Raw genomic sequence first — 24,484 nt, 5'->3', positions numbered from 1 at the left:
AAAGGAGGCAGTAGTTTATGCGCTTACTGCACACCGCCGACTGGCATTTAGGACGGACGCTTGAAGGGCGTTCGCGGCTCGAAGAACAGCAGGCAGTACTTGATGAAATCATTCAGATTATCGAAGAAGAAAATATTGATGCGGTCCTGATGGCAGGGGATGTGTTTGACTCCGTCAATCCGCCTGCGGCTGCAGAGGAAATGTTTTACGAGGCAATGGCCAGGATGAGTGGTAATGGACGGGTTCCGGTCATTGTTATTGCCGGTAATCATGATCATCCGGAACGGCTGGCGGCCTCGCGGACGCTTCTGCAAAAGCATGGCATTCATTTACGCGGATATCCGGGCATCGACCCGGTGATTGTCCCGTTTTCAGAGGAGCGGCTGTATGTGCAGACGCTTCCATATCCTTCGGAATCGCGGCTGAAGCAGGCATTTATGCAGGAGGCAACAGAAGTAGATCTCCGCGAGGCCTACAATCAAAAAGTGCAGGAGATTTTTCAGCGGCTTGCATCTTCCCGGCAGGCGGGGGATACGCTTGTGGGGATGAGTCACCTGTTTATCGCCGGAAGCGATGCCAGTGATTCTGAACGACCGATTGAAGTTGGCGGGGCGTATACTGTGACTGCCGACAGCCTCCCCGAGCACGCAGTTTATACGGCTCTCGGCCATATGCACCGGCCCCAGGATGTACGCGGAGCAGGCGGGCCGGCGAGGTACTCCGGTTCCCCGCTTGCCTACAGCTTTTCTGAAGCAGGACAGCAGAAGTCGGTGACGATTATTGACACAAACGACCACGAGAAGGAAGCCCGTATTTCTACTATTCCTTTAACGGCGGGTAAGCCGCTCAGCATATGGAAAGCAAGAAACGGACTCGCAGAGCTTCAGCAGTGGGTGGAGGAAAAGCGGGACTGGAATGCATGGGTAGAGGTGGACGTGTACGTGGAAAACCAGCTGTCCATTGAAGATATTCATGCCCTGCGGACAAAGCATACGGGCCTTCTGACGATTCGTCCGGTGTATTCGCGGCAGGAGCTTGAACCTGTGGAAAGTAAAAAACATATCCCCATCGATCAGCTGTTTGAACGCTTTTATGAAAAGCAGTCCGGCGGAGCAGTGCCTGACCCGTCGGTGACCAATCTCTTTTTAGAACTTATTCAGCAAGAGGACGGATAAAATGAAGCCATTACAACTGCAGATACAAGGACTGCACAGCTTCCGCCAAAGACAGACGGTAGATTTTAAAACGCTTTGTGAAAACGGGGTATTCGGTATTTTCGGTCCGACCGGCAGCGGAAAATCATCGCTGCTCGATGCCATGACTTTAGCCTTATACGGAAATGTAGAGCGGGCTTCCAAAACCGAAGGAATCATGAATCAGTCAGAAAACGAGCTTCGCGTCTCCTTTACGTTTTCGCTCGGCCCGTCGGTGTATCATATCGAGCGGCACTATAAACGCACCGGGGAAGCGACCATGGCAGGAAAGCTGTGCCGATTGACCGATCAGACCGGGGAGCCGGTAGTGCTTGCAGAAAAAACAAAAGCAGTCAATCAGAAAATCGAAGAACTTCTTGGCCTCACCCTCGATGATTTTACCCGTGCGGTCGTACTTCCTCAGGGGAAATTTGCCGAATTTCTCCATCTCGGAGGCAGCGACCGAAGCAAAATGCTCGAGCGGCTTTTTCATCTCGAGCGGTACGGCAATCAGCTGATCGCCTCCGTAAAATCCCGGAAAGCATCTGCCGAGCAGGACGTACATAACATCGAAGCAGAACAGCAGGGACTCGGCCCGGCTTCCAAGGAGGATCTAAAAAAAGCCCGGGAAGAGCATGCCCGTTGGATTCAGCTTGTTCAAAAGCAGCAGAAGCATGTGGAGGAGCGAAGGAAACAGTACGAAGAAGCGAGGCAGAAGTTTCACTGGACCGAAGAGCTTAAGCTTTTGGAAGCTACCATGCGGGAATGGGAAGAAACGAGACATACAATTGAACAAAAACGGCATACATTAAAAGAAAACGAAATGTATGAAGCGCTGTATCCTTACGCGGACAGCTTTCAAAAATCAAGGCAGGAGCACGGGGAGCAGGAACGCGACTTAGAAGAAAAACAAAAGGCGTACGAAGAGGCAAAACGCAAAAAACAGCAAGCCGGAAAAAAAGCAGAGCAGAACGAAAAACGATGGGAAGAGGAAGAGGGTCTGCTTCAGCATTGGCATCGCCGGTTCGAGCAGATCGAAACGCTTGAAGCTGAATATCAACGGCACAATGAGCTGGAGAAACAAAAGCTTCAGGAGGTCGAAACACAGCGCAGATTATACGAGGAAGCTTCCGCTCAGGTGACCGACCTGCGAAATAAAGAGAAGGAAGCGCGTGAGCTGCTCGAAAAGCTCAAGCAGGAATATGCCGATGCCCGGCAGAAAGAAGAGCACCTGCCGGATATGGGGGAGGCTTCGTCGGAAAAGCAATGGCTGGATGCCCTTCATCAGCAGCTGAATGAACAGCGTGCCGGGGAAGCTGCGGCTAAGGAAAAATTGGCGGAAACATTTAAAGAAACCAATGAGGCAGAAAAAGAAAAACAGGCGCTTCAAAAACGCACGAAGGAGACGGCGCATAATATCTACTACTGGTATAGCCGGGCGGCAGTGCATATCCGGCTTATTGAGCAGGAGTTAAAGCGTTTTGAAAAAAAGCAGCAGGCTGAACAGAAGCGGCAGCTGCATGCGTTAGCAGAAGAACTAAAAGACGGAGAAGCGTGCCCGGTATGCGGAGCTGTAGAGCACCCGGCCCCGGCTGCCAGCCCGGAAGAAGAAGCAGAGGAGCATACAGAAGAAGAAATCGAGGCATTGCGTCAGTGGAAAACGACCTGGGAGCATACGAAAGTTGGCCTCCAGCATGTGGCTTCATCGCTTTCGTACAGAGAAGAGCAGAAAGAGGAGGATCACCCGGAGGAGACAGAGGAAAGCATCGCGTTTGCCCGGTGGGAAGCAGAGATGAAGACGATCGACCGGCTAAAGGAGCAGACGCAGGCAGTGAACCGTTCCTGGGAAGAGTGGAACCGGTGGAAAGACCGTCTTTCTGTGAAAGTCTCTGAGCAGGAAGCGGAGGTTAAAGAACAGGGAAATAAGCTTGAACAGCTCCAAAACCAGTGGCAGGAGAAAAAAAACCAGTGGGAACAGACATTCACTCCTCTTCGCCTGGACCAATTTGATGAGGAATACAGACGGGCGAAAGAGCGCAGGGAGACCATTAAAGGTATCCAGGAGCGCATTGATAACGGCCAGAAATATCTGGAGGAAAAAAGGGACGAACGAGCTGTCCGGGAACGCCAATTTTATGAGGTTAAAAGCCGGGAGGCCGTTGCCTCGTCAGAATGGAAGCAGACTATAGAGGCCAGGCAGGAAGCGGAACAGAAGCTGAATGAACAGCTTGGGGGAAGGACCAAGCAGGAATGGAAAGACGCGGTGGCCAAGCGGGAGGATGCGCTTAAATCAGAAAAAGAAAAGCTGCAGGAGCTGCAGAGAGAAGCTGAAAGAGCATACGAGCGCACAAAAGCCTCAAGCAAAGAAAGCGCTGAATCGCTGCAAAAATCTGAAGTTAAACGAAAAGCAGCCGAAGACGAATGGCTTCGCCAAAAACAGCAGAAAGGCTCAACTGTTTCTCCAGAAGAGGTACTTGCCTATTCGTTATCGGAAGATCAAAAAAGAGAGCTGCAGCGTCAGGTAGAAGAGTTTGACACGAAACAAAAAGAATTGCGGTACGAACAGAACCGGCTGCAGGCAAAGCTTCAAAACGAACAGGTGAACGAAGAGGCATTTAATAAAATAGAGCAGCAGTACAACGAAGCTTCGGATAAGTGGGATAATTACAAAGAAACACTCGGCGGCATCAAAGAAAAGCTTGAAGATATTGAACGAAAAGTAGAACGTTATCAGGAACTTGAACAAAACCGGATCGAGAGACAGGCAGAAAAAGAGCGGCTGGCAGATCTCGATCAAATTATGAAGGGAAGAAAATTTGTCGAGTTTCTGGCTGAAGAACAGCTGATGCAGGTGACAAGAGAAGCCTCCCAGCGGCTGCATGCCTTAACGAGAGGTCGCTATGCAATTGAAGTAAACGAGCAGAATGCTTTCGTTATTCGTGATGATGCAAACGGAGGAGTGTACCGTCCGGTTTCCACGCTCTCCGGGGGAGAAACTTTTTTAACCTCCCTTGCTCTTGCCCTTTCGCTCTCAACATCCATTCAGCTGAAAGGGCAGTATCCGCTGGAGTTCTTCTTTTTGGATGAAGGATTTGGCACGCTTGATCAGGATCTGCTCGATACGGTAATGGAGGCTCTGGAAAACCTTCACGGGGAATATTTATCGGTTGGGGTTATCAGCCACGTGCCGGACATGCAGCAGCGTGTGCCAAAACGGCTGATGGTGACTCCGGCAAGCCCTGGAGGTAATGGATCGACTATCATGATGGAAACGATGTAGTCCCTGAGAAATCAGGGGCTTTTTTATAGAAGAAACAAAAATTTCATTTACTGTAATTTAATGATTTTAAAATTCACAATAAAAAATACCTGCCAGTATAGACCGGCAGGTGCGAAAACGTCATTTTATTGATTTTGAGTACTGTTCTGGTTGTTATCTTGATTACCATTTTGCTCCATGCTGTCAATTACATTGGAGTGATCAGCTTCAAACACGAGGTGTTCTCCGTTTTCCACAATGGCATCTTTGTTTTGTGTATCCTTCGTCAGCTGACGGAAAATCCGCTCACGATGGAACGCGCTTTCAACCGGACGAGGTGATGCTTCAAATACCCGGAATGGCTGCATCTCCAGATGAGCTGTACCATCGGAGGCGAGAGAGTAGTTCGCGATAACGCTGTCTCTCGTTCTTGTCCAGCCCTGGTCAAATACGAAGTTACCAATGGAGTGCATGATGAATGTATCGTTGTATACTTCCGCAGACTGAAGCACGTGCGGGTGAGTTCCTACAATAACGTCAGCACCTGCATCAGCGATGGCTTCTGTCATTTGACGCTGACGCGTCGTCGGCGTACTGTCGTACTCCTGACCGAAGTGGACGTTCACAATAACCAGGTCCGCCTCTTGATCAGCCTGCTGCACAGCATCAATATAAGCACTCGGATCCTGACTGGTGGAAATTCCCGGGGAATTTGGGCCAGCCTGTTCCATGTTCGCATACGTGATATCGTTTACGCCCAGAGTTGCCACATCCATGCCGTTGTGCGTGCTCAACGTATAGCCGTGGGCCTCATCCTCATTGGTACCGGCACCAACGATATCGATGCTGGAATTTTCAAATGCCTGCAGGGTTTCATTCAAGCCTTCATACTGGTAATCCATCATATGATTGTTCGCCAGATTAACGGCGTCAAAGCCGGCATCTTCCATTCCCTCAATTACTCCTGATTTCGAAGAAAGGTTAATAATCTTATCGGCTTCTTCGGTTTCATCCGGATTATCTACAATTGGGTTTTCAAAATTACCAAGTGTATAATCAGCAGCTTCGAGCGTTGGTTTTGCATATTGGAAGAGTGACTCGTATCCTTCCTGCTCGGCGACTTCCTCTACGTGGCGGCCGGTCATCATGTCGCCGACCATAGCAGAAGTAAAGATGGTATCCTGCTCCTGCTCATACTCGCTTTCAGCAGCAGAGGGTTCTACAACACGGATCAGGGTCATTGCCACCAAACAAATGATAATGCCGAGTAAAGCATGTTTACCAGCTTTCCGCCGCTGGCGTTTGGTATAGGCTAAATATTTTTCTTTGAAGTTTAATAATCGCTTGGCCATATGTAAGAACCCCTAAATTAAATAGTATAGCGTGATGATTACAAATGTCGCAGCGGTCAGAACCAGTGTACTTGCTACGGTAGGGACGACGCCCTGGCGCTGCATCGCGTTTGCAATCAATCCCGGTACGATAACCCCGAGACCACGAAACTCGTATATTTCAAAAGGCAGGATAGGGTAAAAGTAGTCAAAGATCAGCTTTAATACAATCCCTGTAGACAACATGGCCGCAAATTTCCGGCGTCCGTAAAGAATCATAATACGGGACAATCCGTGGGCAACAATCAAATACGTTAGAAAACTGATAAGAAAAATCGTTAACAGAAAAACAGGCTGATCAAAAACAATTGCCAAATAGCCGGGCGCAATCAGCCCGGCCGGCATAATTCCTGTCTTTTCTGCGTATATCAAACTAATAATAACTCCTACGACTAATGCGATATAAAGATCTGTACCAAACAATGTTACATGGCCTCCTCGCCGACTTTACTAATGAGTGTTTCCGGTGAATCATAAAGTTTTTCCATAAATTCTTCAGCAGCACCGTGAATGTTTCCAATTCCGAAAATAAGTGAATGGGAAGCTTCCCGTTTTACCCGGGCTAAAATGGCATCTGCATCTTCGCCTTCCAAATTGATAACGGAATTAAATGGCAGTTCGCCCTGGTCAAAAGCCTGGGTGATTGGGCGCACGCTTCCGCCGATAAGAATTAGTTTCTCTGCCGGTAAATAAGGCAGAACATACTTTGTGAATTCTTCGGTCCGGTCTACCCGGTCTTCACGACAGTTCATAATGATAATTGGGTTGTCGGTCATGTAGCTTGACGAACGCACACGTGACCAGATCTCAAGTGTGGAGCGGGCATCGTTTGCCGCAAAGCCGTTCACGAAGTGGGAACGTTCCCGGCTGCCGTCTTCAAGAGTAACGATTCGAAGAGCACCAGGATCCGGATTGGCATTAAGCATACCGGAAAGAGCCGTGCGCTTATCGATATCAACCGCGCGAGCTACAGCGAGGGCTGCAGCAATGTTTTCGGGGAAAAGCATATAATCGAATTTGTCGATAAAGCCGTCCGGAATTTCCTCCGGATTGGCAAGATACACTTCTGTATTTCTTTTTTCGGCTATTTCACTGAAGTAGTGGAAGTAAGGGCCGTTGGACAAAATAAGTTTGCCATTGTATGGAATCGTGGAGCTGAATGCTTCTGCTACGTATTTCAGCGTTGGGCCAAGAGTTTCCATATGGTCTTCGAATACGTTTAAAATAACGCTGACGTTCGCCTGGAGAAATTTCTCCTGCAGTACGCGCTGATAATCCGGATTGATCGCCATGCATTCACTGACAAATGCATTGGATTCAAGACTTGAAGCATGCTTCAAAATCTCTTTCTGTTCCCGGATATTCGGCCCCTCGAGTGAACGCTCGATGGGCTTTTCCGTTCGGTCCCAGTAAATTGTCCGTGCCTGTGTTCCTGTCGTTTTTCCAACTACTTTGTAATCAGCCTCGCTCAGCATCCCCGTAATCAGGCGGGTTACTGTTGATTTGCCGCGAATGCCGTTCACATTAACGCGGAGCGGAATCTGCTCGACCCTTTTCTGGTGCCGGCGCAGTTCAAAAATGCCTACTGCCGCGATCGCTATACATGAACCGTATAATAATAACATCCGACGCTTTACCTCCTTGGTACTCTCTAATATTGTCTCCCTTTGAATGTCAAATAACACCAACAGTATTCCATACCCGCTTCTGTCCAGAGTAATCGTCTCATTGCAAGCGTAGAGTGTCTCTCGCGTTCAAGAGACACTCCTGCAAACAATGCCTTTACTAAGACGCTAATTTAAGAAAATAGTTACTGTGTATCTGAACTTTCCTGTAATTCTTCTTCTGGTGGGGTATTCAATGCATTGTTGATTTCAAGTTCTTCGGTCGTAGACAACTCAGCATCCACCTTAAAGAAATACATAAACAGTACTAAAGCAAACAAAAAGAGGTAAGGGCCGATTTTCTTTAAAATGTTCACATTCACTTCTCCTTTATTGAGTCTGAGCAGAGCCTCCACGGCGCTGGTCAATGATACCCTGCATCTCTTCATCGTCGTAATCTTTAATCAGTGCCGTGACGTTTCCGAAATAGGAAGGGCCTTTGTCCGGGGCTATAAAGTAGCGGTCCCCGTATTTGTTATTGATTTCTTCAATAAGCTCAGCATTTTCTGCCTGATCGCCATTTTCTACTGCCAGTGTTGCCTGACCTTCCACAACGTCCACAAAGGAACGGTTTGCTGCGAAAGCTTCTTCGTAGCTCTGGTCAAGGTATTCCATGCGGAAGATAACTTCTGCCATAACTACTGGGATTCGTGATCCGCCCGGGGACCCAACACCCATTACTGTACCTTCCTCAGGGTCCTGAATGATGGTCGGAGCAATAAAGCTTCTCGGACGCTTGCCAACTTCGATATTGTTCGGGGAAGCCTCAGTTTCGTTATAGTTGTTCAGCTGGTTGTTTAAAAACATACCGCCGGACGTCTGTCCGCTGCCAAAGAAATTACCAAGCGTGTTTGTAAGAGCTACTGTGTTTCCGTCTTCATCCATCACATTCACGTGGGTGGTACTGGAGTGGGTGATCGTATTTTGCCCGTCGGAAGACTCGTACCCTACCTCGGTTTCAAGTTCTTCGGTATCAAGGCGCTCTTCCCGGACATTTTGTGCCAGGTCGTCGATAGTACCCTCACTCACGTATTCCTCAGTGGAGATTTCGTTAAACGCCGGATCCCCTAAGTTTTCAAGGCGCTGATAATAAGCTTCCCGGGTAATGGCGCTCATCGTGTGAATATAATCCGCTTCATTTCCCTGCAGCGCTTCGCCGATATTCAGGCGTTCGCCCATGCCAAGCATTTGGATTAAAGTCACACCGGACAGAGGGGAAGGAGCGCTGTAAACGTTTTGCCCTTCAAATGTTCCCTGAGCCACATCCGGCGTCTGTACGTCATACTGCTCGAGGCTCTCCGGGGTTATGTGTGAATAATCCGTGGTCAGCTGCTGAGAAATAGCTCCATCTGCACTGTAAAAGCTCTCCGGTCCCTGCTCCTGAAGCGTACGGAGCGTCTGGGCGTATTCTTCCTGGACGAGTGTATCACCTTCAGTAAGAATATTTCCATTCTCATCGAAGAAGTCAGGAGAGTTTTGTTGATTTAACCTCGGTTGAGCATAATACATGCGGCTGGCAAGATAGCTATTAATCTCATAGCCATTCTCAGCATAATCAATAGCCGGTTCCATCAATTCAGCGAGCGTAAATTGACCGCTTCCCTGGTCTTCGTGCAGAGCAGCCATGCCTTTGACAAAGCCAGGTACTGCTGCGTTCAAAGCCCGGTTAGTGGTGGAAGCTTCCTCACGGTAATCATATACTGAAGGGTCGGCGTTCGGTCCATTCATCACAAGAGCTGAACCGCCGCCACCAATGCCGGAACCGTATGGTTCAGTTACCGTTAGGGCGAAGGAGGTGGCAACTGCAGCATCCGCTGCGTTTCCTCCCTGTTCAAGGATTTCCATGCCGGCATCTGTGGCGAGTTCGTTATCCGTACTGACTCCGTATCCTTCATAGTCGGATCCGGAGGCTATGTCACTCGAAGCGCCTGAGCTGGAGTTGGAATCGTTTTGAGCGCTTTCTTCTTCTGAACCGGAGCCGCTTTGGTCGCTTCCTCCAAAATTTGTTACTCCTACGTAAATGAGTAGTCCTGCAACGACTACCGCAGCAAGTATGTACGTTATTTTTTGTGCATTCACGGGTCGGGTCAAACTCCTTTCTGGATGATCTAAGTAGTTTTTGAACGTCATTTGACTCCGCCAGCGTCTCATCTATTGACGACTAATCTATAATAAAGGCATTTATACTGAAAAGAAAGGTTAGGAAGACCTAATGGTTTTCAAAAATTTCTCAGCCCTATGACAGCGAAAAATAGATGGAAGCATGGCGCTGGCATCCTGGGTTGAATGCCGCCTGACAATTCGGGCATCGATGATCAGCATGAAGATAAGCAGACACGCTCATAGTGTGCCGGCACCTTCCGCACAAAACTGCCTCTTCGGCAAACAATGAAGAGGGCCATGGTTTAATGGGGTGGCTCTCACTTTCTTCATGGCAGGCGTGGCAGCTGTACCAGCGGCCGCAGCAGTAAAACTTCATGGCAACAATATCGACAGATGTATGATAATGGGCGCATCTTGTTTCTTCATCTAAAGAAACGCCTCGAACTTTCACCTTTGAACAGCTCAAAAACTCATCTCCTTATATTAACACTCTCTATCGTATTCTAACAGTAAAAGTACGATTTTTACGAGATGTTTTAAAAGTATGAAAATAAGGTATAAATAAAAGCATTCTCATTGAATGCATTAAAGAACATTGTTTGAATTTTCTTTCATTTTATCGACAACCGCTTTCGATTATGATATATTTATTTACACACATGGACGAATGTATATCGTGGGGAGTGGTAGGCGAACCAAACGGTGAAACGAGATTCTAAGGAGGCTATAAAATGGAAGTACAGGAAAATCAAATGACATTCGTTCAGGAAAAGGCGAAAGAATTGTCAAATGCGATGGAATTAAGAGGATGGGCCAGTACAAAACTCGTCCCAACTCCTCCGTATGGATATACGTTAGTAAGTATGACCGGCTGCCGGGCCTGGTTCGGAAAACGCTGGGGCATGATTAATGATGATAGGGAAAACTTCCTGAAAGTGGTACTTGATATTCCTAAAGGAAGAACTTCCATTGAAGATGTAAGTAAACGCCTGGATCTCGATATTGTGCACGGTAACGAAGGGAAAACCGGCGTAGAAATGATTGACAACCGGGACCGCCATACAATTGTCATCTATCTGTTTAAAGAAACGCTAGAGCAGACTTCCTTCCGCGACAGCGAAACCCTTGAACTTATCAGTGACGTACGACGCTGGTCCTGCCTGTAAAATTTAAAAATTTCTTTTAAACGCCCGTATTTTGGGCGTTTTTTTATGCTGATGTGCATATGATTCGATAATTGGGTCTGTTTTTTCTATACTTAAAAGCGTACAGAAAAGCAGGACAAAGGAGTCCACAAGATCGATGAAAAATATTCATGTTGACGTAAAAGCGTACAAAGGAACCTACGCAGACATCGGTTATCAGCAGGGCCGCTACTTAAAACATACACCGCTTGTTCGCTACCATTATAATGAACGTTTGAAGCGTTCACTCGCAAAATTTGAGGTGCCGGTGGAAGACGTAAAAAAACTTTATCAGCTGTATGTACCCGGTTTGTGGGAAGAATTAAAGGGGCTGGCCGAAGGGCTTGAATGGTCGTTTCATGATGTGCTCCATGAGTTCAGCGGTTATCAGGCATCGAAGGTGCGCTCCGGCTGCAGCGGACTAATGGCAAACGGCATGTACATTCGAAATTATGACTACCTGCCGAGTACGTATGAAGGGCGGTTTTTGTTCACAAAGCCAGTCAATGGACCAGCTACAGCGGGGTTTGCCCAGCGGATTATCGGCCGATCGGATGCAATGAATGAATACGGCCTTTCTATCGGGTATCATTTCGTCCACCGCATTAAGCCAAAACCCGGAATTGTCTGCTCCAACCTGCTCAGGATTGTACTTGAAACGTGCCGCACTACAGGAGAGGCGGTGCGGCTTCTGCAGGAGCTTCCGCACCGGCACTCGTTCAACTACTCCATGATGGATGCCTCCGGAGAGAGCGCAGTAGTGGAAGCGTCTCCCCGGGGTACAGCTGTGCGTCCTGGAGGGGAAGTAGCGTGCACCAATCATTTTAACGTGCCGTCCATGCAGGAGGAAAATCGCCACTTGATGGGCAATTCCCGGGAACGTGAAGCCCGCATCCGCTCCATTGACTGGGAGCATGAAACAGCTTACAGCGCATTCGCCCGCTTTAATCATGATACCGACTCCATTTATTCGAATGACTACGAGCATTGGTCCGGCACTATTCATACAGCCCAGTACATTCCCGCGGAAAAAAAGATATACGTTGGAATCGGCGGAAACCGGTATCCGGTGCTTCTGCCGTTTGCAGGATGGCTGAACGAAGAGCCGCTGCGGATCACGAAAATCCGGGGGGCTGTGGATACGGACATGCCTTTTTCCTTCGAATGGTAAATAAGCCACGGCGAATCTGAAAAAAGTAAGGGAAAACAGTAGGAAACACTGGAGCAAGATGTTATAATATTTTAAAATATGCTCGAAAATAGTAGAAAGACGGGGTGCAGCATGAAAGCGTATCGTCGCAAATTCTTTTATCTGCCTTTACACCAGGAGAAGATGGAACCAATGAGTATGGATCGTGTCCGCCAGGCAGGCTTTGATATCGTTATTACGCGGGACGATCTTCCATACATGATCAGCTTCTGCCGCGAATGGCGCTCGTATTTTGAAGAAAAAGCAAAAAGTGTTCAATCCGTGTACCGTCCGTACGTGGAGGACGCAGCTGCTTTTTTTGACGATCAGGTAGAGCAGATGACACTGTGCACATCTCCGCATCACGGCACTGATAAATATATTTTACCGCTTACAGAGATGGTCAGTTCATTAATGCTTGCCTATGACGCATTTGACCGCGTTATGGATGAATATCATCATATGCCTGCACATTTTGAAACAGCATTGAAATATTACCGCCAGTTTAAAATGAAGGTAGACACAAATAAAGCTCAGTTTATTTTAAATCACTTACCGGATCTCCGCTTAAGTGTAGAGTAAATTTGATGCTATGTAGAAAACCCTGGCGAATGCACCAGGGTTTTCTACTTTTAGTGCTTTCGAATTTCGTAACCGCTTTCTTATTGCGGGCGGACTAACCTGACTGACAATTGAGAAATTACACAATTTTTAAGCATAAAAGGAGATAGTTATTTACTTCATGCCCTCCTTTTGATACATTAACTTTGATCTATTCTTTATGGATTAGATCAATCTTACATACATGGTGGTGGGTATATGAACATATTATGGGGATTGATGGGAATTGTTTTTGTTTTGTTTTTAGCTTTTTTACTATCTTCCCGCAAAAAATCAATCCGTTTTCGTCCTGTACTCGTGGGGCTTTTGTTCCAGCTCGTATTTGCGTTTTTAGTGCTGGGATCCACGTGGGGAAGCACTGCGTTTGAGTGGCTGGTCGTCCGCGTGCAGAACGTGATCGACTCTGCCCAGGAAGGGTACATATTCCTGTTCGGGGAAGACATTACGGAGACCGGCGCGTTTGCGTTTACCGTGCTTCCGGTTATTATCTTTTTCTCCTCGCTGATCGGCATTTTGTACTACATCGGTGTCATGCAGATAATTATTAAATTTATCGGCGGTATACTTTCCGCACTGCTGAAAACGAGTAAAGCAGAATCCATGTCTGCAGCAGCCAACGTATTCGTTGGACAGACGGAAGCACCGCTTGTTGTCCGTCCGTTTCTGCCGAATATGACAAAGTCCGAGCTGTTCGCTGTTATGACCGGGGGGCTCGGGTCGGTAGCCGGCTCGGTACTGTTCGGTTATGCAGGACTGGGTATTCCATTGGATTATCTGCTTGCAGCAAGCTTTATGGCTGCGCCGGGCGGTCTGATTATCGCAAAGGTGATTTTCCCGGAACCGGATCTCAGCCTCACCACGGATGAAATTAAAGTGGAAAAGGATACTGAGTCCCACAACGTGATCGACGCAGCAGCGCGTGGAGCTTCTACCGGCCTGCAGCTTGCCTTGAACGTCGGGGCGATGCTGATTGCGTTTGTCGCTTTGATTGCTCTTGCAAACCTTCTGCTGGGAGGCTTTTTCGGACTCTTTGGAGCAGAAGGTATTACAATTGAACTGCTTCTTGGATATGTATTCGCCCCAATCGCCTTTATGATTGGTGTTCCATGGAGTGAAGCTCTCCAGGCGGGCGGATTTATCGGCCAGAAGCTGATCCTGAATGAATTTGTCGCCTATGCGAACTTTGCACCGGAGATTGATTCCTTCAGCGAAAAATCCCAGGCGATCATTACCTTTGCGCTTTGTGGATTTGCGAACCTTTCATCCCTTGCCATCATTTTAGGCGGCTTCGCTTCGCTGGCGCCGACGCGCCGCAACGATATTGCCCAAATGGGACTGAAAGCAGTAGCAGCCGGGGCTTTAGTATCGCTCCTGAGTGCATCGATTGCCGGCATGTTCGTACTGTAAATTCAGAACCATCGCAGGCGCTCCTTTTCGAAGGGGCGCTTTTTTGTATCAATTACGGCGTCGCAGCAGGTGATATGCTACAATAAAAAAATACTCAAATGATTAGGAGGCCTACCATGATCCATGAGCAGTGGAAAAACAGTGAAACCCTAAAATATGTGACATGCCGGCATGCTGAAGCCGCCAAATACAAGGTCGACAGCGTGCTGACCCCGGGGAAGCAGTACCCGGTGAAAAACGAAACGGATGAATTCATTTTCATTATCGATAATACCGGGCGTATCGGCGGGTTTTATAAAGACTACTTTGAAGAAGCGTAAAAAGGAGCTGCAATCGCTGCAGCTCCTTTTGGTTTACATAATGTAATTATGAGAATTAGAAGAATCAGCAGCAACGACCGAAGACACCCAGGAGGATAATCGTTCGGAGAGGAAATCCCGGTCAGCATCAAGCGTCGCTACGTGATAGGAATGCTCAAGCCATTCAAATGACTTGGAAGAAGAAGAAAGATTTTCATGTATAGCGACTGCATTTGCCGGAGGCACAACATGATCAATCCGTGAGGCTGCGACAAACGCCGGGCATGAAATAGAAGGCACCTGAGGGCGCACGGCGGCAGTTAACTTAAGAAGCGAATATACCGACGCTGTCGGCACATACGAATACGTAATTTCTTCTTCCTGAGGAGTCCGGATATCAGGTCGCTCTTCTTCAATGAAAGCAGAGGACGTCTGCGTAACTGCACGCTCCATTTCCGGAACGTCTATGGCTGGGTTTATTAAAGCAATCCCGGCAGCATCCTGAAAAAAAGCAGCGGTGTGAAGGGCGAGAGTTCCTCCCATGGACTGCCCTGCAATGAAAACCCGACTGTGTTTAGCGCGAAGCGACCGGTACGCGGTATGAATGTCTTTGATCCAGTCCTGGTGCGTAAAGCGTCCAAGATCTTGATAGGAGGTGCCATGGCCCTGTAGTCTGGGAGCATAAACAGTAAAGCCGTTTTGGGCCAGCTGGCGGCATACATACTGTACGCTCTGCGGGGTGCCTAAAAAACCGTGACAGACCAGTACAGCCGTTTCACCACCAGGAAAATAAAGTGATTCAGCGCCAGGAAGCACCCGGGGAACCTGAGGCATGAACATTTCCTCCTTTAAAGTTAACTATTCTGATTAATTTACTAAGGATTATTATAGCTTTAGACATGAAGTTTGTCAATTTGAGGAGGTCCAGAATGCAGACAGTATTTGTATATGGTACTCTGTTGCGAAAATTAAACAATTATCACTACATTCAAAACAGTGTATATGAAACGAAACAAGGAATAGTGAAGGGGTTTTTATACAATACAGGCCCGTATCCTGCAATTGTTGTCGATGGAAACGGAATGAATATTGTAGGAGAATGGATACAAATAGATGATGAGGCTATGAGCGTACTGGATTGGCTCGAGCAGTATGAACAGCCGGGACAGGCGAACGAATATGAAAGGGTGTGGGTGAAAGACGCTGGGGGAGAAAAAGAAGGGTGGATTTACACGTACACCCTTTCCCAGGCAGAACGTTACCCACTTATTCCTTCAGGATCCTGGCGTGAACATTTGCTGTCCACCGGAGGGAAACAGGATTGAAAAAAGTTATACTCAAATAGCTTTTTTGTCTCTTTCATGAAGACAGGCATTCCATTCTCCACCAAGAAGAATTGCAAACCCTGTAAGGTAAAACCAGAGCATGAGTACGATTAGATTGCCTAAATTGCCATATATCATAGAATAATCACTGATACTGACATAAAATGAAAATCCAAAAGAAGCTGCCTGCCAGGTGAACAGGGCAAGAGTAGCCCCGGGAAGGGATTCCTTCCAGGTGGTTTTACGATTCGGTACTACTTTGTAAATCATGGCAAGAATCGCACCTATGACTAAAAAACTGATGATCCAGCGAATCCAGCTCCAAAGCTGCAGGAAATAATCATCTAGGCCGATAAAGCGAAAAAGAAAAGCACCGAGCGGTTCACCATAAATAGGAAGCAGGAGGGATAAAATGATAGCGAGCAGCAGAGATAAAACGATAATGATGCCTTTTCCCAACATGGATACAAAGGAAGGAAGCTTTAGCCGGTAGGCAGCATTAATTGCACGGATAATGGCAAGTGTGCCCATAAGGCTCAGCCAGAGTGTAGCGGCTGTACTGAGTGACAGCAGTCCTACGGACTGGGAATTTAAAATGGCATTTAGGTTGTTTTGAATAATCGTAAAGGCGCCCCCCGGAACATAGGTGCTTATAAGCGAAAGGATATCGTCTGTATTGATGGAAAAAAATCCGATAATACTGATCATCAGCATTAACAGAGGGAGCATAGCGAGAAGAAAGTAATAAGCCAGCTGAGCCGCGATGTCATAGATTTTATCTTCAATGCTTTTTTTAAAGAAAGATTGGAGAAAATGCATAAGATAATCCTCCTTTTTGCGGAAGTCCCTTTTTCTCATTATAATACAGAAGTAGAGAATGAGAAGAGGCGGAAAAGGAGAGGTGTATGAGAAGAGACGAAGAAGGGGAAGAACGCCTCGAAGGTGAACCGGATCCGGAAGACTTTGAGCCGGGTCCGGCGCGAAAGCCGAAAAATAAGCGCCGTGGTTTGTTCAGGGTAGTAGCATTGCTGATGGCAGGGATGCTGGTTTTTCAATCCGCCTATTATTTAATTGATACCTTCCGTTTGGATGCGTGGTCTTTTTTAACCGCTTCTTATCAGCTTTCCAAGCAGGAGGATGTTCAGCAGTGGCAGGAGGCAGTCACGAAAATACAGGCAATAGAAAACGGGGAAACGTCTTTTGGGACTGGTTTTTTCGTTGAAGACGCCAGCGTTTTCATTACAAATTATCACGTAGTCGAAGGAGCGGACAGTGTAGCGGTCGAAACCAGGGAGGGCGACCTTGCAGAAGCAGCAGTGGAAGCTGTAGATAAGCAGGCTGACCTTGCCGTTGTGACAATGAATGAGCAGTGGGAAGGGGGCGGCGTTACACTTGCGGACACGAGTGCACCTGCCGGTTCGGACGTTATCGTGATCGGGAATCCGCTCGGCTTTTCAGATGTCGCCAACCGGGGAGAGATCATTGAGAGGGAGAAAGATCAGCTGGTGCTTGAAGCTCCCGTGTTCAACGGAAGCAGCGGCAGCCCGGTGCTGACAGAAGCAGGAGAGGTGGCCGGGGTCGTGTTTGCGAGCAGAGAATATCAGGGGGAACGATACGGACTCGCGGTACCTGTGGAACATGTGCACGAGGCAATCGCTCGAACAGAAGACAATTAAAAGCAGCATATTACCGCGGATGGGGCAGGTTCGTGGTAATTATTCTAAATAAATAAAAATTTCATTTACCATATTTAAATCAAAAAATTAATTTCATAATTAAGAAATACAAAATTATAAATGAACATTAAAAAGCACCAGGGGACAAACACCCTGATGCTTGATAGATTACATAAAAACGTTACGCGCGAGCATACTGCTCTTCAATATACTCATCGTAGCTCATTTCTTTGTCGATCATACCATCCGGAGTGAATTCAATAATCCGGTTGGCAATCGTCTGAACAAATTCATGGTCATGAGAAGTGAAGAGGACCGAACCGTTAAAGGACTTCAGGCCATTGTTCAATGCCTGGATAGCTTCGAGGTCGAGGTGGTTGGTCGGCTCATCCATAATAAGAACGTTCGCACCGCTTAACATCATTTTGGAAAGCATGCAGCGGACCTTTTCGCCACCGGAAAGCACATCCGCTTTTTTAAATACTTCTTCGCCGGAAAAGAGCATACGTCCAAGGAAGCCACGAATAAATGTTTCGCTCTGATCGTCCGGGGAGTACTGGCGCAGCCAGTCCACCAGATTAATGTTCAGGCCTTCAAAGTAAGCAGAATTGTCTTTTGGGAAGTAGGAGCGGCTGGTGGTCAGTCCCCATTTGTAGTCGCCGCTGTCCGGCTCCATTTCGCCGGCTAAAATCTGCAGCAGAACGGTTTTTTTCGTTTCCTCTTCGCCTACAAACGCTACTTTGTCCCCGCTGTTAAGGGTGAAATTGACGTTATCAAGCACTTTGACACCATCAATAGTTTTCGACAGATTTTCGACAGTCAGCAGGTCCTTGCCAAGCTCCCGGTTCGGCTTAAATTGCACGAATGGATACTTTCTCGAGGACGGCTTGATGTCATCAAGAGAAATTTTATCCAGCGTTTTTTTCCGGGAGGTGGCCTGCTTGGACTTGGAGGCGTTCGCGCTGAAACGGGCAATGAAGTCTTTCAGTTCCTTAATTTGTTCCTCTTTTTTCTTGTTCTGCTCGCGGGCCATCTTCTGGGCGAGCTGGCTGGATTCGTACCAGAAGTCATAATTGCCGACGTACAGTTCAATTTTGTTAAAGTCGAGGTCCGCAATATGCGTGCATACCTGGTTCAGAAAGTGACGGTCGTGGGAAACGACAATGACCGTGTTTTCAAAGTTGATCAGAAACTCTTCAAGCCAGTGAACCGCCTGCACGTCCAGGTTGTTGGTCGGCTCGTCGAGAAGCAGAACGTCCGGATCGCCGAACAATGCCTGCGCGAGCAGTACTTTCACTTTCTGGGAACCGCTTAACGAAGACATCGGCTTCTGATGCAGATTCTCTGTAATGCCGAGGCCCTGCAGCAGCTGGGCAGCTTCTGTTTCCGCTTCGTACCCGTTCATTTCCGCAAATTCCGCCTCAAGCTCTGCAGCTTTCATGCCGTCTTCGTCGGAAAAGTCGGGTTTCATATAAATTTCGTTTTTTTCGTTCATCACTTCATACAGGCGGCTGTGGCCCATAATGACCACATCGATAACCGTGTATTCCTCATACGCGAAGTGATCCTGCTTCAGCACGGCAAGCCGCGAATCTTTATCCATGATTACATTTCCGCTCTGGGAATCAATTTCCCCGGAAAGAATTTTTAAGAACGTGGATTTGCCGGCCCCGTTCGCCCCGATCAAGCCGTAGCAGTTGCCGGGAGTAAACTTTATATTAACGTCTTCAAATAAAATTTGATCCCCGAACCGGAGCCCAACGTTTTGTACATCAATCATGTTCATATCTCCTTTATAAATAACAGTCTTTTTCATACTAACACGCAGCAGTTCAAAATGAACAGGGGAAGGGACGGTTTTCCGCAGAAAAGAAGATCGGCACTGCTGTCAGATACAGAAAAAGCATGATATAGTAAATGCAGAAAACGGTTAGAGACCAAAGGAGGCATTTCGGTGGCCAAAGGATTAAGCGGACGGCAGGTGATTCTTGCCGCATCCCGGAAAACAGAGGAAATGGAAGAGTTGATTCGGCGGCAGGGAGGAGAGCCGCTTAACTACCCGCTCCAGGGCACCTCATTTTTAAATGAAGAACAGCTTCGGGCTCCGATGCGGGCCTATCTGGAGCAGCCGGTGGACTGGAGCATATTCATGACGGGCATGGGACTGAACGCAATGCTTGATATTGCAGAGGAGGAAGGACTCCGGGAAGCTTTTGTGCAAAAAATCCAGCAGACAAAGGTGGCGGCCCGGGGATACAAGACCGCTAATGTCCTAAAAGGCCTGGACTGCGCTATCGCGGCCCGTGATGATGACGGGACGACCGAAGGCATGATCCGTGCTCTTGACGGCCACGATTTCCGGCAGAAGCAGGTGATGGTGCAGCTGCACGGGATTGAAAACCCGAGGCTCCGCCGGTACCTTGAAGATCACGGAGCCGACGTGTATGACATTCTGCCGTATCAGCATACGCCTCCGGAAGAAGCTGTGGCGTCCGCATGCCTCGAAGACCTTTTGAATGCAGAAAGTGACGCTATCTGCTTTACAACCGCCATTCAGGTGCACGCTCTCTTTCAGCATGCCGCAAAGGCAGGACGCACCGAAGAGCTGCAGGAAGCGCTCAGCCGCCAGGTGGTTCCGACGGCGGTCGGGAAAGTAACGGCGGAAGCGTTAAAAGAAAGAGGCATTGAAGACTACGTGGTGCCGGAAAACGAACGGATGGGCGCCATGATTGTCGCTTTATCCAAACATTTTGAACAACGAAAGGACTAATCCATTGAAACAACTATTCTCACGCATGCAGCGATGGAACGTATTGAATGATAAAGGCGAGTACTATGTTCTCGCTTCGGGAGCCCAAATTGCCCGACTGTATAAAGAAGATACTGACGAAGAGCTTTCCTCCGGGGACCAGGTGGAGGCGATCAGCTGGTTTGACGAAGAAGGAAACAAGCGGCTGGATGTGCATCTGCCGGAAGTAGAAGAGGAAGGCTTTGCCTGGCGGGCAGTCGTGACAAGCGACGCAAGCCATGGCATCGAAGTAGCGGTCGACGAACGGTGGAAGGCGCCGGTGGAACGGCATGATTACCTGCAGGATGAAGCGTACTGGCCCGCTCCGGGAGAGTTTCTGTTTGTGCACCTGGAGTACACAGCCAGCGGCCTGAGAGCCTTTCCGGCAAATGAAGACGATGTGCAGCAGCTGATGGCACCTGCCCCCGCAGAGCTGCACCATACGTGGCTCGATGCTACGGTTTACAGTTCACCGCCGTTCGGGGCCTTTTTATTAACCGCAGACCGTTATAAAATCTTCATCCATGAATCGGACTGGACCCACCGGCCGCGCGTAGGGGAAGAACTGAAGGCGCGTATTACCCACCGCCAGGAGGACGGGTCGCTAAACGCCTCGATGTATCCGCCAAAGGAAATAGCGATCGGCGAAGACGCCCGGCTGCTTCTGGATCGGATGCAGCGGGAGGGCGGCACGCTCCCATTCGGGGACCGGAGCAGTCCGGAAACCATCCGGAGGGAATTTGGTCTCAGCAAGGCAGCGTTCAAGCGGGCGGTTGGTTCGCTGTTGAAGGAAAAGCACATCCGCCAGGAAAACAACACGCTGATCCTCGAGCATTCGGAGGGGCACAAAGAGTAATGGCTTCAGGTTTTACGAAACCGGGCGGCATATCATGACAGAAGAGCGGACCCTCCCAGGGCCGCTTTTTTTATGGGATGAATACATTAACCGCCGGGCGCCTCTTTAGTTTGAGCTTGAGCGGGAGCGTGTTCCCGCGGGCTCTGGACCTAAAGTATGTTTATGAAACGAGTGTGGCTTAAGAACAAACAGATACGGGTATGGTACATGCAATCATACTTTTGAATGGCGGTGGGACAGTGAGCAGCAAGAAGAAAAGCTCCAAAAGCAATGACAACCTTACCTACGCGTTCATGGCTGCCGGCAGTTTAATCGGCGGGGCGCTGCCATTGCTGCGCAAAGATATTGGTAAAAAAACAGAAAAAAACGTCAACCAGACCGCAAAAAAAGCCCGGAAGCTGAGTCCGGAACCGCTGAGCCAGGCCATTAAATCCGGGCAGGGTATGGAGAAAAAAGCCAAGGGGACGGTGAAAACCGTCAAGCGGGCCGCCAAAGTATCAGCGGCTGCCTTTGCAATGGCCAAGGTGCCGAAAAAGATTAAAAAGAAAATTTACACTCTGCGCTACCATGTGGGTGAAGCCGTCATTCATACCGGCGAAAAAATTCAGGGCCCTGCGTATGACCCTGAGCGGACCCCTGCTGATCGTGAGAACAGCAGGGGGCAGCCTTCGTCTGAAACCGGGGAAAGTGCTACAGAAGCTTCTGACAGCAGCGGAACCGAAGACGCCTGGGAGCAGGAAGAAGAGTACGAGGAAGAAAAATTTGAAGGCACGAAAGCCTCGACGCAACAACCGGCAAAAGCAATCAAAAAATTAAAAAAAGCATCCAATGCCTAAGTGAACTTATACTAATTTAATGAGGTGAAGCGAATGGAACCTAAGTTCAAGATTTTTCATAACGACGAAACATTGAGTGAAACGATTGATAAACTTCGCAATGACGGGATCCGGGACGAGGATATGTACATCCTGGCGTACGATAATGATCACGACCGCCGGGCGAGAAAAGATACCGACGCTAAAAAAGTGGGAATGAAGGTGGTCGGATTCGGCACAAGCCTGAAAAACGTATTCCGGGGGAAAACGAAAACCATTTTAACTAAGCTGCAGAAGCTCGGTTTTGATTCAGAAAAGTCCGAGCGCCTCGAAGAAGAACTGCAAAAAGGCAAAACGCTGCTTGTGGTTACCAATCAGGATCAAGTTGAATTTTAAGCCCTGGCGTCAGGGCTTTTTTATTTTACATAGACAACCATTTTTTTACAGTGATATGGCTGATACAATAAAACTTATGCTTTGCTTCTATATCTTCGTCATTTCTTTTTTGCCTGAATGCCGCTCTGCAGGGAGAAAGATTATTTATTTCCATTTTAAGCAGGGTACGAATATCTCATCCCATAGACAGCAGCCATCGGAGAAAAGGGCACATACCTCTGCTGCTTACAGGGGATTTTGGTGTGCGTTTCGTAATTTATCTCAAAAGTGATCATAATCCCCGAAGAGTGATTGGATGCTTCTGCGGTTGAAAAATACGAGTGGCACGATGGACGCTCATGCTATGGTGGAGCGGGAGCATTTTTTATCACCTATGAGGAAGGAGACGATAATCTGTCAGGTACTAAGGCGGGAATTCCCCTATAAGACAAGTGCCCGTTGCTGCTTTACAATGAAAGTACATATAAACGGTTAAGACCGCTGGTTAAACAGGCGGATCATGCCGCTCAGATGCCAACCGAACCTAATTCTATGACGCTTGGAGTGTTTTTTTGACTATTTTACTGACTGCTTTACTTGTAATGATTTTTTCTTTTATTGCCGCTCTGGTTATTGCTATTCTCCGCCCGCGTTTATTGGTTAAATCCGTTTTGCCTGCGCTTGGGCTGACATTTGTTTTAGCCGCGATTGCCAGCTATTTTTTCCTTCCGGCCTGGACGATGCTTTCACTGGCTGGGCCCAACCTCGTCGCCCTGCTGGTGTTCAGCGCCATCTTTTACGCCCTGGCCAGGACTTCAGGAGAAGGAGTGCCTGATAAAAGCATCAATATCTCCGCTCTTGGCGGTGCGGTGATCCTTCTCTTTCTGATTGTGCTTCTGGTACGGAGCCTGTTTGGCTACGGGGAGACGCACGAAGCGATCGACAACAACAGCCAGGTAGCGGACAATCCCCCTTCGTTTTCCGAGGAGGAGACGCCTGTGCAGGTGGCGCCTGAATCCGCCCGTAATAAAATGCAAAAAGCAATGTCGGAAGTAGAGAACGCGCAGTTTTATGACTTTGGAGACATTCAGGCCCAGGTGATCGATGGGGAGCCGATGTATGTCGCCAATGTGGATTACACGAACCTGTTCCGCTGGTTTCGTGGTGATGGAACGCCGGGATATTTCCAGATTTCTGCGGTCGACCCGAACGACAATCCGACCTTTGTGGAATCGTCCATGCAGTACACCAACAGCAGCTTTTTTAACGAGAAGCTGAACCGGGTGATTTACAGCGCCTTTCCATCCTGGTACCAGAGCGGGAGCACCTATCTGGAGGTGGATGAGGAAGGGAAACCCTGGTACGTTCAAACGGTCTATCAGAACCGCACCTTAACGTGGCACACGGATCATACCAACGCGCAGGTGGTGATCGTTGATCCTGAAACAGGGGACGCGTCCAAGTACAAACCTGATGACGCTCCGTCGTTTGTGGAAAGTGTGTACAGCCCGGCGATGGCGAGTGACATGAACGACAAGTACGGAAAATACGGGCAGGGGCTTTTTAATTACATGTTTGGAAAAGAGGATGTGCTGATTCCAAATGAAAACGGAACCGAGAATAAGGTCACACCGGTTTTTGATGCAGAGGGAAATATGAGCTACTTTACCGACTTTACCAGCCCGAATGAAGACTCGGACTCTACGCTCGGCGTATCCTTTATTGACGCCCGCACCGGAGAGCTTCGTCTGTACAACGGCGAGGAATATACAGGTGCGATGGACACCCAGGGAGCGCGCGGCATCGTGAACCGACAGTTCCCGGAGAAAGAATGGACCGGCAGCATGCCAATCATGTACAACATTAACGGCAATGCGACGTGGGTGGTTAATACGCTCGATCCGGCAGGTTTGTTCCGGCAGTACGCCTACATTAAAGCGAATGATGCCGACGTATACGCGTTTGGCGACACCGCGCAGGGAGCGCTGGAAAATTACCGCTCCGCGCTTGCCTCTACCGATGAAGGCGTGCAAGCGAGCGAAGCCGACCGGGAAGAAGCGGAAGGAACGGTCGACCGGGTCGTCATCACGTCCGGCGCCGAGGACGCCAATCTTGTCCAGTTTAAGCTTGAGGGCGATGAAACCCTTTATGTCTACAACACCTCCAGTGATGCTGACGCTGTGCTGATGCAGGAAGGCGACGAGATCAGCTTTACGGTCAACCGCAGCGAAGACATTGGCACGGTCCAGGAAATCACCGACCAGCCGTGGTAGGGATTAGCGGCTGGCACGATTCTTTATAATATAAGCAGCGCGCTCTCAGCAATTTAACTGCCCGCA

General features: G+C 48.5%; 23 protein-coding genes. 14 read left to right on the top strand and 9 right to left on the bottom strand.

Annotated elements, in window-relative coordinates; all coding sequences use genetic code 11:
* Window positions 1-17: 17 nt before the first annotated feature.
* Window positions 18-1,175: a metallophosphoesterase family protein gene (locus ACTRXI_RS13755; RefSeq protein WP_474263447.1), complete on the top strand. Its 1,158-nt coding sequence runs from the start codon at window positions 18-20 to the stop codon at window positions 1,173-1,175.
* A 1-nt stretch (window position 1,176) separates the two neighbouring features.
* A complete protein-coding gene (locus tag ACTRXI_RS13750) occupies window positions 1,177-4,473 on the top strand; it encodes an AAA family ATPase (protein WP_474263445.1) in 3,297 nt (1,098 codons plus the stop codon).
* Between the two features lie 125 nt (window positions 4,474-4,598).
* Here the strand turns inward: ACTRXI_RS13750 and ACTRXI_RS13745 are convergent, their stop codons facing one another.
* From ACTRXI_RS13745 to ACTRXI_RS13720, 6 genes are all read right to left on the bottom strand, one after another.
* Window positions 4,599-5,804 carry a CapA family protein gene (locus tag ACTRXI_RS13745; protein WP_474263443.1) on the bottom strand — a complete coding sequence of 402 codons (1,206 nt, stop codon included), beginning with the start codon at window positions 5,802-5,804 and terminating at the stop codon, window positions 4,599-4,601.
* Window positions 5,805-5,816: 12 nt separating this feature from the next.
* Window positions 5,817-6,266 (bottom strand): poly-gamma-glutamate biosynthesis protein PgsC, encoded by a 450-nt coding sequence (gene pgsC, locus ACTRXI_RS13740; RefSeq protein WP_022792185.1) that lies wholly within the window; start codon window positions 6,264-6,266, stop codon window positions 5,817-5,819.
* 2 nt (window positions 6,267-6,268) lie between these two features.
* Window positions 6,269-7,468 (bottom strand): poly-gamma-glutamate synthase PgsB, encoded by a 1,200-nt coding sequence (gene pgsB, locus ACTRXI_RS13735; protein WP_474263441.1) that lies wholly within the window; start codon window positions 7,466-7,468, stop codon window positions 6,269-6,271.
* 185 nt (window positions 7,469-7,653) lie between these two features.
* A complete protein-coding gene (locus ACTRXI_RS13730) occupies window positions 7,654-7,824 on the bottom strand; it encodes a hypothetical protein (RefSeq protein WP_474263439.1) in 171 nt (56 codons plus the stop codon).
* A gap of 13 nt (window positions 7,825-7,837) precedes the next feature.
* Window positions 7,838-9,586, bottom strand: coding sequence for a gamma-glutamyltransferase (locus ACTRXI_RS13725; RefSeq protein ID WP_474263437.1), 1,749 nt, complete (start codon window positions 9,584-9,586; stop codon window positions 7,838-7,840).
* Between the two features lie 157 nt (window positions 9,587-9,743).
* Window positions 9,744-10,061 (bottom strand): CHY zinc finger protein, encoded by a 318-nt coding sequence (locus tag ACTRXI_RS13720; protein ID WP_474263435.1) that lies wholly within the window; start codon window positions 10,059-10,061, stop codon window positions 9,744-9,746.
* Window positions 10,062-10,341: 280 nt separating this feature from the next.
* Between ACTRXI_RS13720 and ACTRXI_RS13715 the strand changes: the two genes are divergently transcribed.
* The 5 genes from ACTRXI_RS13715 to ACTRXI_RS13695 all read left to right on the top strand — a co-directional run bounded on the left by ACTRXI_RS13715 (window position 10,342) and on the right by ACTRXI_RS13695 (window position 14,331).
* A complete protein-coding gene (locus tag ACTRXI_RS13715) occupies window positions 10,342-10,776 on the top strand; it encodes a hypothetical protein (RefSeq protein ID WP_474263433.1) in 435 nt (144 codons plus the stop codon).
* Between the two features lie 136 nt (window positions 10,777-10,912).
* Entirely contained in the window at window positions 10,913-11,965 is a 1,053-nt protein-coding gene (locus ACTRXI_RS13710; RefSeq protein WP_474263431.1) for a C45 family autoproteolytic acyltransferase/hydolase, read from the top strand.
* Between the two features lie 171 nt (window positions 11,966-12,136).
* Window positions 12,137-12,565: a hypothetical protein gene (locus tag ACTRXI_RS13705; RefSeq protein WP_091610979.1), complete on the top strand. Its 429-nt coding sequence runs from the start codon at window positions 12,137-12,139 to the stop codon at window positions 12,563-12,565.
* A gap of 237 nt (window positions 12,566-12,802) precedes the next feature.
* A complete protein-coding gene (locus tag ACTRXI_RS13700) occupies window positions 12,803-14,011 on the top strand; it encodes a NupC/NupG family nucleoside CNT transporter (RefSeq protein WP_474263429.1) in 1,209 nt (402 codons plus the stop codon).
* A 116-nt stretch (window positions 14,012-14,127) separates the two neighbouring features.
* Window positions 14,128-14,331 carry a DUF6501 family protein gene (locus tag ACTRXI_RS13695; RefSeq protein ID WP_322525057.1) on the top strand — a complete coding sequence of 68 codons (204 nt, stop codon included), beginning with the start codon at window positions 14,128-14,130 and terminating at the stop codon, window positions 14,329-14,331.
* 33 nt (window positions 14,332-14,364) lie between these two features.
* On the opposite strand, the gene ACTRXI_RS13690 is transcribed toward ACTRXI_RS13695, so the two are convergent.
* Window positions 14,365-15,144, bottom strand: a complete 780-nt coding sequence (locus tag ACTRXI_RS13690; protein ID WP_474263427.1) for an alpha/beta hydrolase — start codon at window positions 15,142-15,144, stop codon at window positions 14,365-14,367.
* A 95-nt stretch (window positions 15,145-15,239) separates the two neighbouring features.
* Between ACTRXI_RS13690 and ACTRXI_RS13685 the strand changes: the two genes are divergently transcribed.
* Complete coding sequence (locus ACTRXI_RS13685; protein ID WP_474263425.1) at window positions 15,240-15,635, top strand: gamma-glutamylcyclotransferase family protein; 396 nt, start codon at window positions 15,240-15,242, stop codon at window positions 15,633-15,635.
* A gap of 12 nt (window positions 15,636-15,647) precedes the next feature.
* Here the strand turns inward: ACTRXI_RS13685 and ACTRXI_RS13680 are convergent, their stop codons facing one another.
* Window positions 15,648-16,454 (bottom strand): YihY/virulence factor BrkB family protein, encoded by an 807-nt coding sequence (locus tag ACTRXI_RS13680; protein WP_474263423.1) that lies wholly within the window; start codon window positions 16,452-16,454, stop codon window positions 15,648-15,650.
* 86 nt (window positions 16,455-16,540) lie between these two features.
* Between ACTRXI_RS13680 and ACTRXI_RS13675 the strand changes: the two genes are divergently transcribed.
* The gene (locus ACTRXI_RS13675) at window positions 16,541-17,311 is read left to right on the top strand and encodes a S1 family peptidase (protein ID WP_474263421.1); all 771 of its coding nucleotides are present in this window, start codon (window positions 16,541-16,543) and stop codon (window positions 17,309-17,311) included.
* A gap of 181 nt (window positions 17,312-17,492) precedes the next feature.
* Here ACTRXI_RS13675 and ACTRXI_RS13670 read toward each other — a convergent pair whose 3' ends face one another.
* Window positions 17,493-19,091, bottom strand: a complete 1,599-nt coding sequence (locus tag ACTRXI_RS13670) for an ABC-F family ATP-binding cassette domain-containing protein (protein ID WP_474263419.1) — start codon at window positions 19,089-19,091, stop codon at window positions 17,493-17,495.
* A 174-nt stretch (window positions 19,092-19,265) separates the two neighbouring features.
* Here ACTRXI_RS13670 and ACTRXI_RS13665 point away from each other — a divergent pair, with 174 nt between their 5' ends.
* The 5 genes from ACTRXI_RS13665 (at window position 19,266) to ACTRXI_RS13645 (ending at window position 24,418) form a co-directional block, all read left to right on the top strand.
* On the top strand, window positions 19,266-20,081 hold the full coding sequence (locus ACTRXI_RS13665) for a uroporphyrinogen-III synthase (protein WP_474263416.1): 816 nt from the start codon (window positions 19,266-19,268) through the stop codon (window positions 20,079-20,081).
* 4 nt (window positions 20,082-20,085) lie between these two features.
* Entirely contained in the window at window positions 20,086-20,955 is an 870-nt protein-coding gene (locus ACTRXI_RS13660) for a S1 RNA-binding domain-containing protein (protein WP_474263414.1), read from the top strand.
* A gap of 239 nt (window positions 20,956-21,194) precedes the next feature.
* Window positions 21,195-21,791, top strand: a complete 597-nt coding sequence (locus ACTRXI_RS13655) for a hypothetical protein (RefSeq protein ID WP_474263412.1) — start codon at window positions 21,195-21,197, stop codon at window positions 21,789-21,791.
* A 33-nt stretch (window positions 21,792-21,824) separates the two neighbouring features.
* Window positions 21,825-22,166, top strand: a complete 342-nt coding sequence (locus ACTRXI_RS13650; protein ID WP_022792168.1) for a YflT domain-containing protein — start codon at window positions 21,825-21,827, stop codon at window positions 22,164-22,166.
* Window positions 22,167-22,717: 551 nt separating this feature from the next.
* Window positions 22,718-24,418 (top strand): DNA-binding protein, encoded by a 1,701-nt coding sequence (locus ACTRXI_RS13645; RefSeq protein ID WP_474263408.1) that lies wholly within the window; start codon window positions 22,718-22,720, stop codon window positions 24,416-24,418.
* Window positions 24,419-24,484: the final 66 nt, after the last annotated feature.

This window comes from Marinococcus sp. LNHM4E3-1 (genome assembly GCF_056034405.1).
Note: the sequence above shows the minus strand (reverse complement) of the source record. Positions and strands in the feature narration are given on the sequence as shown.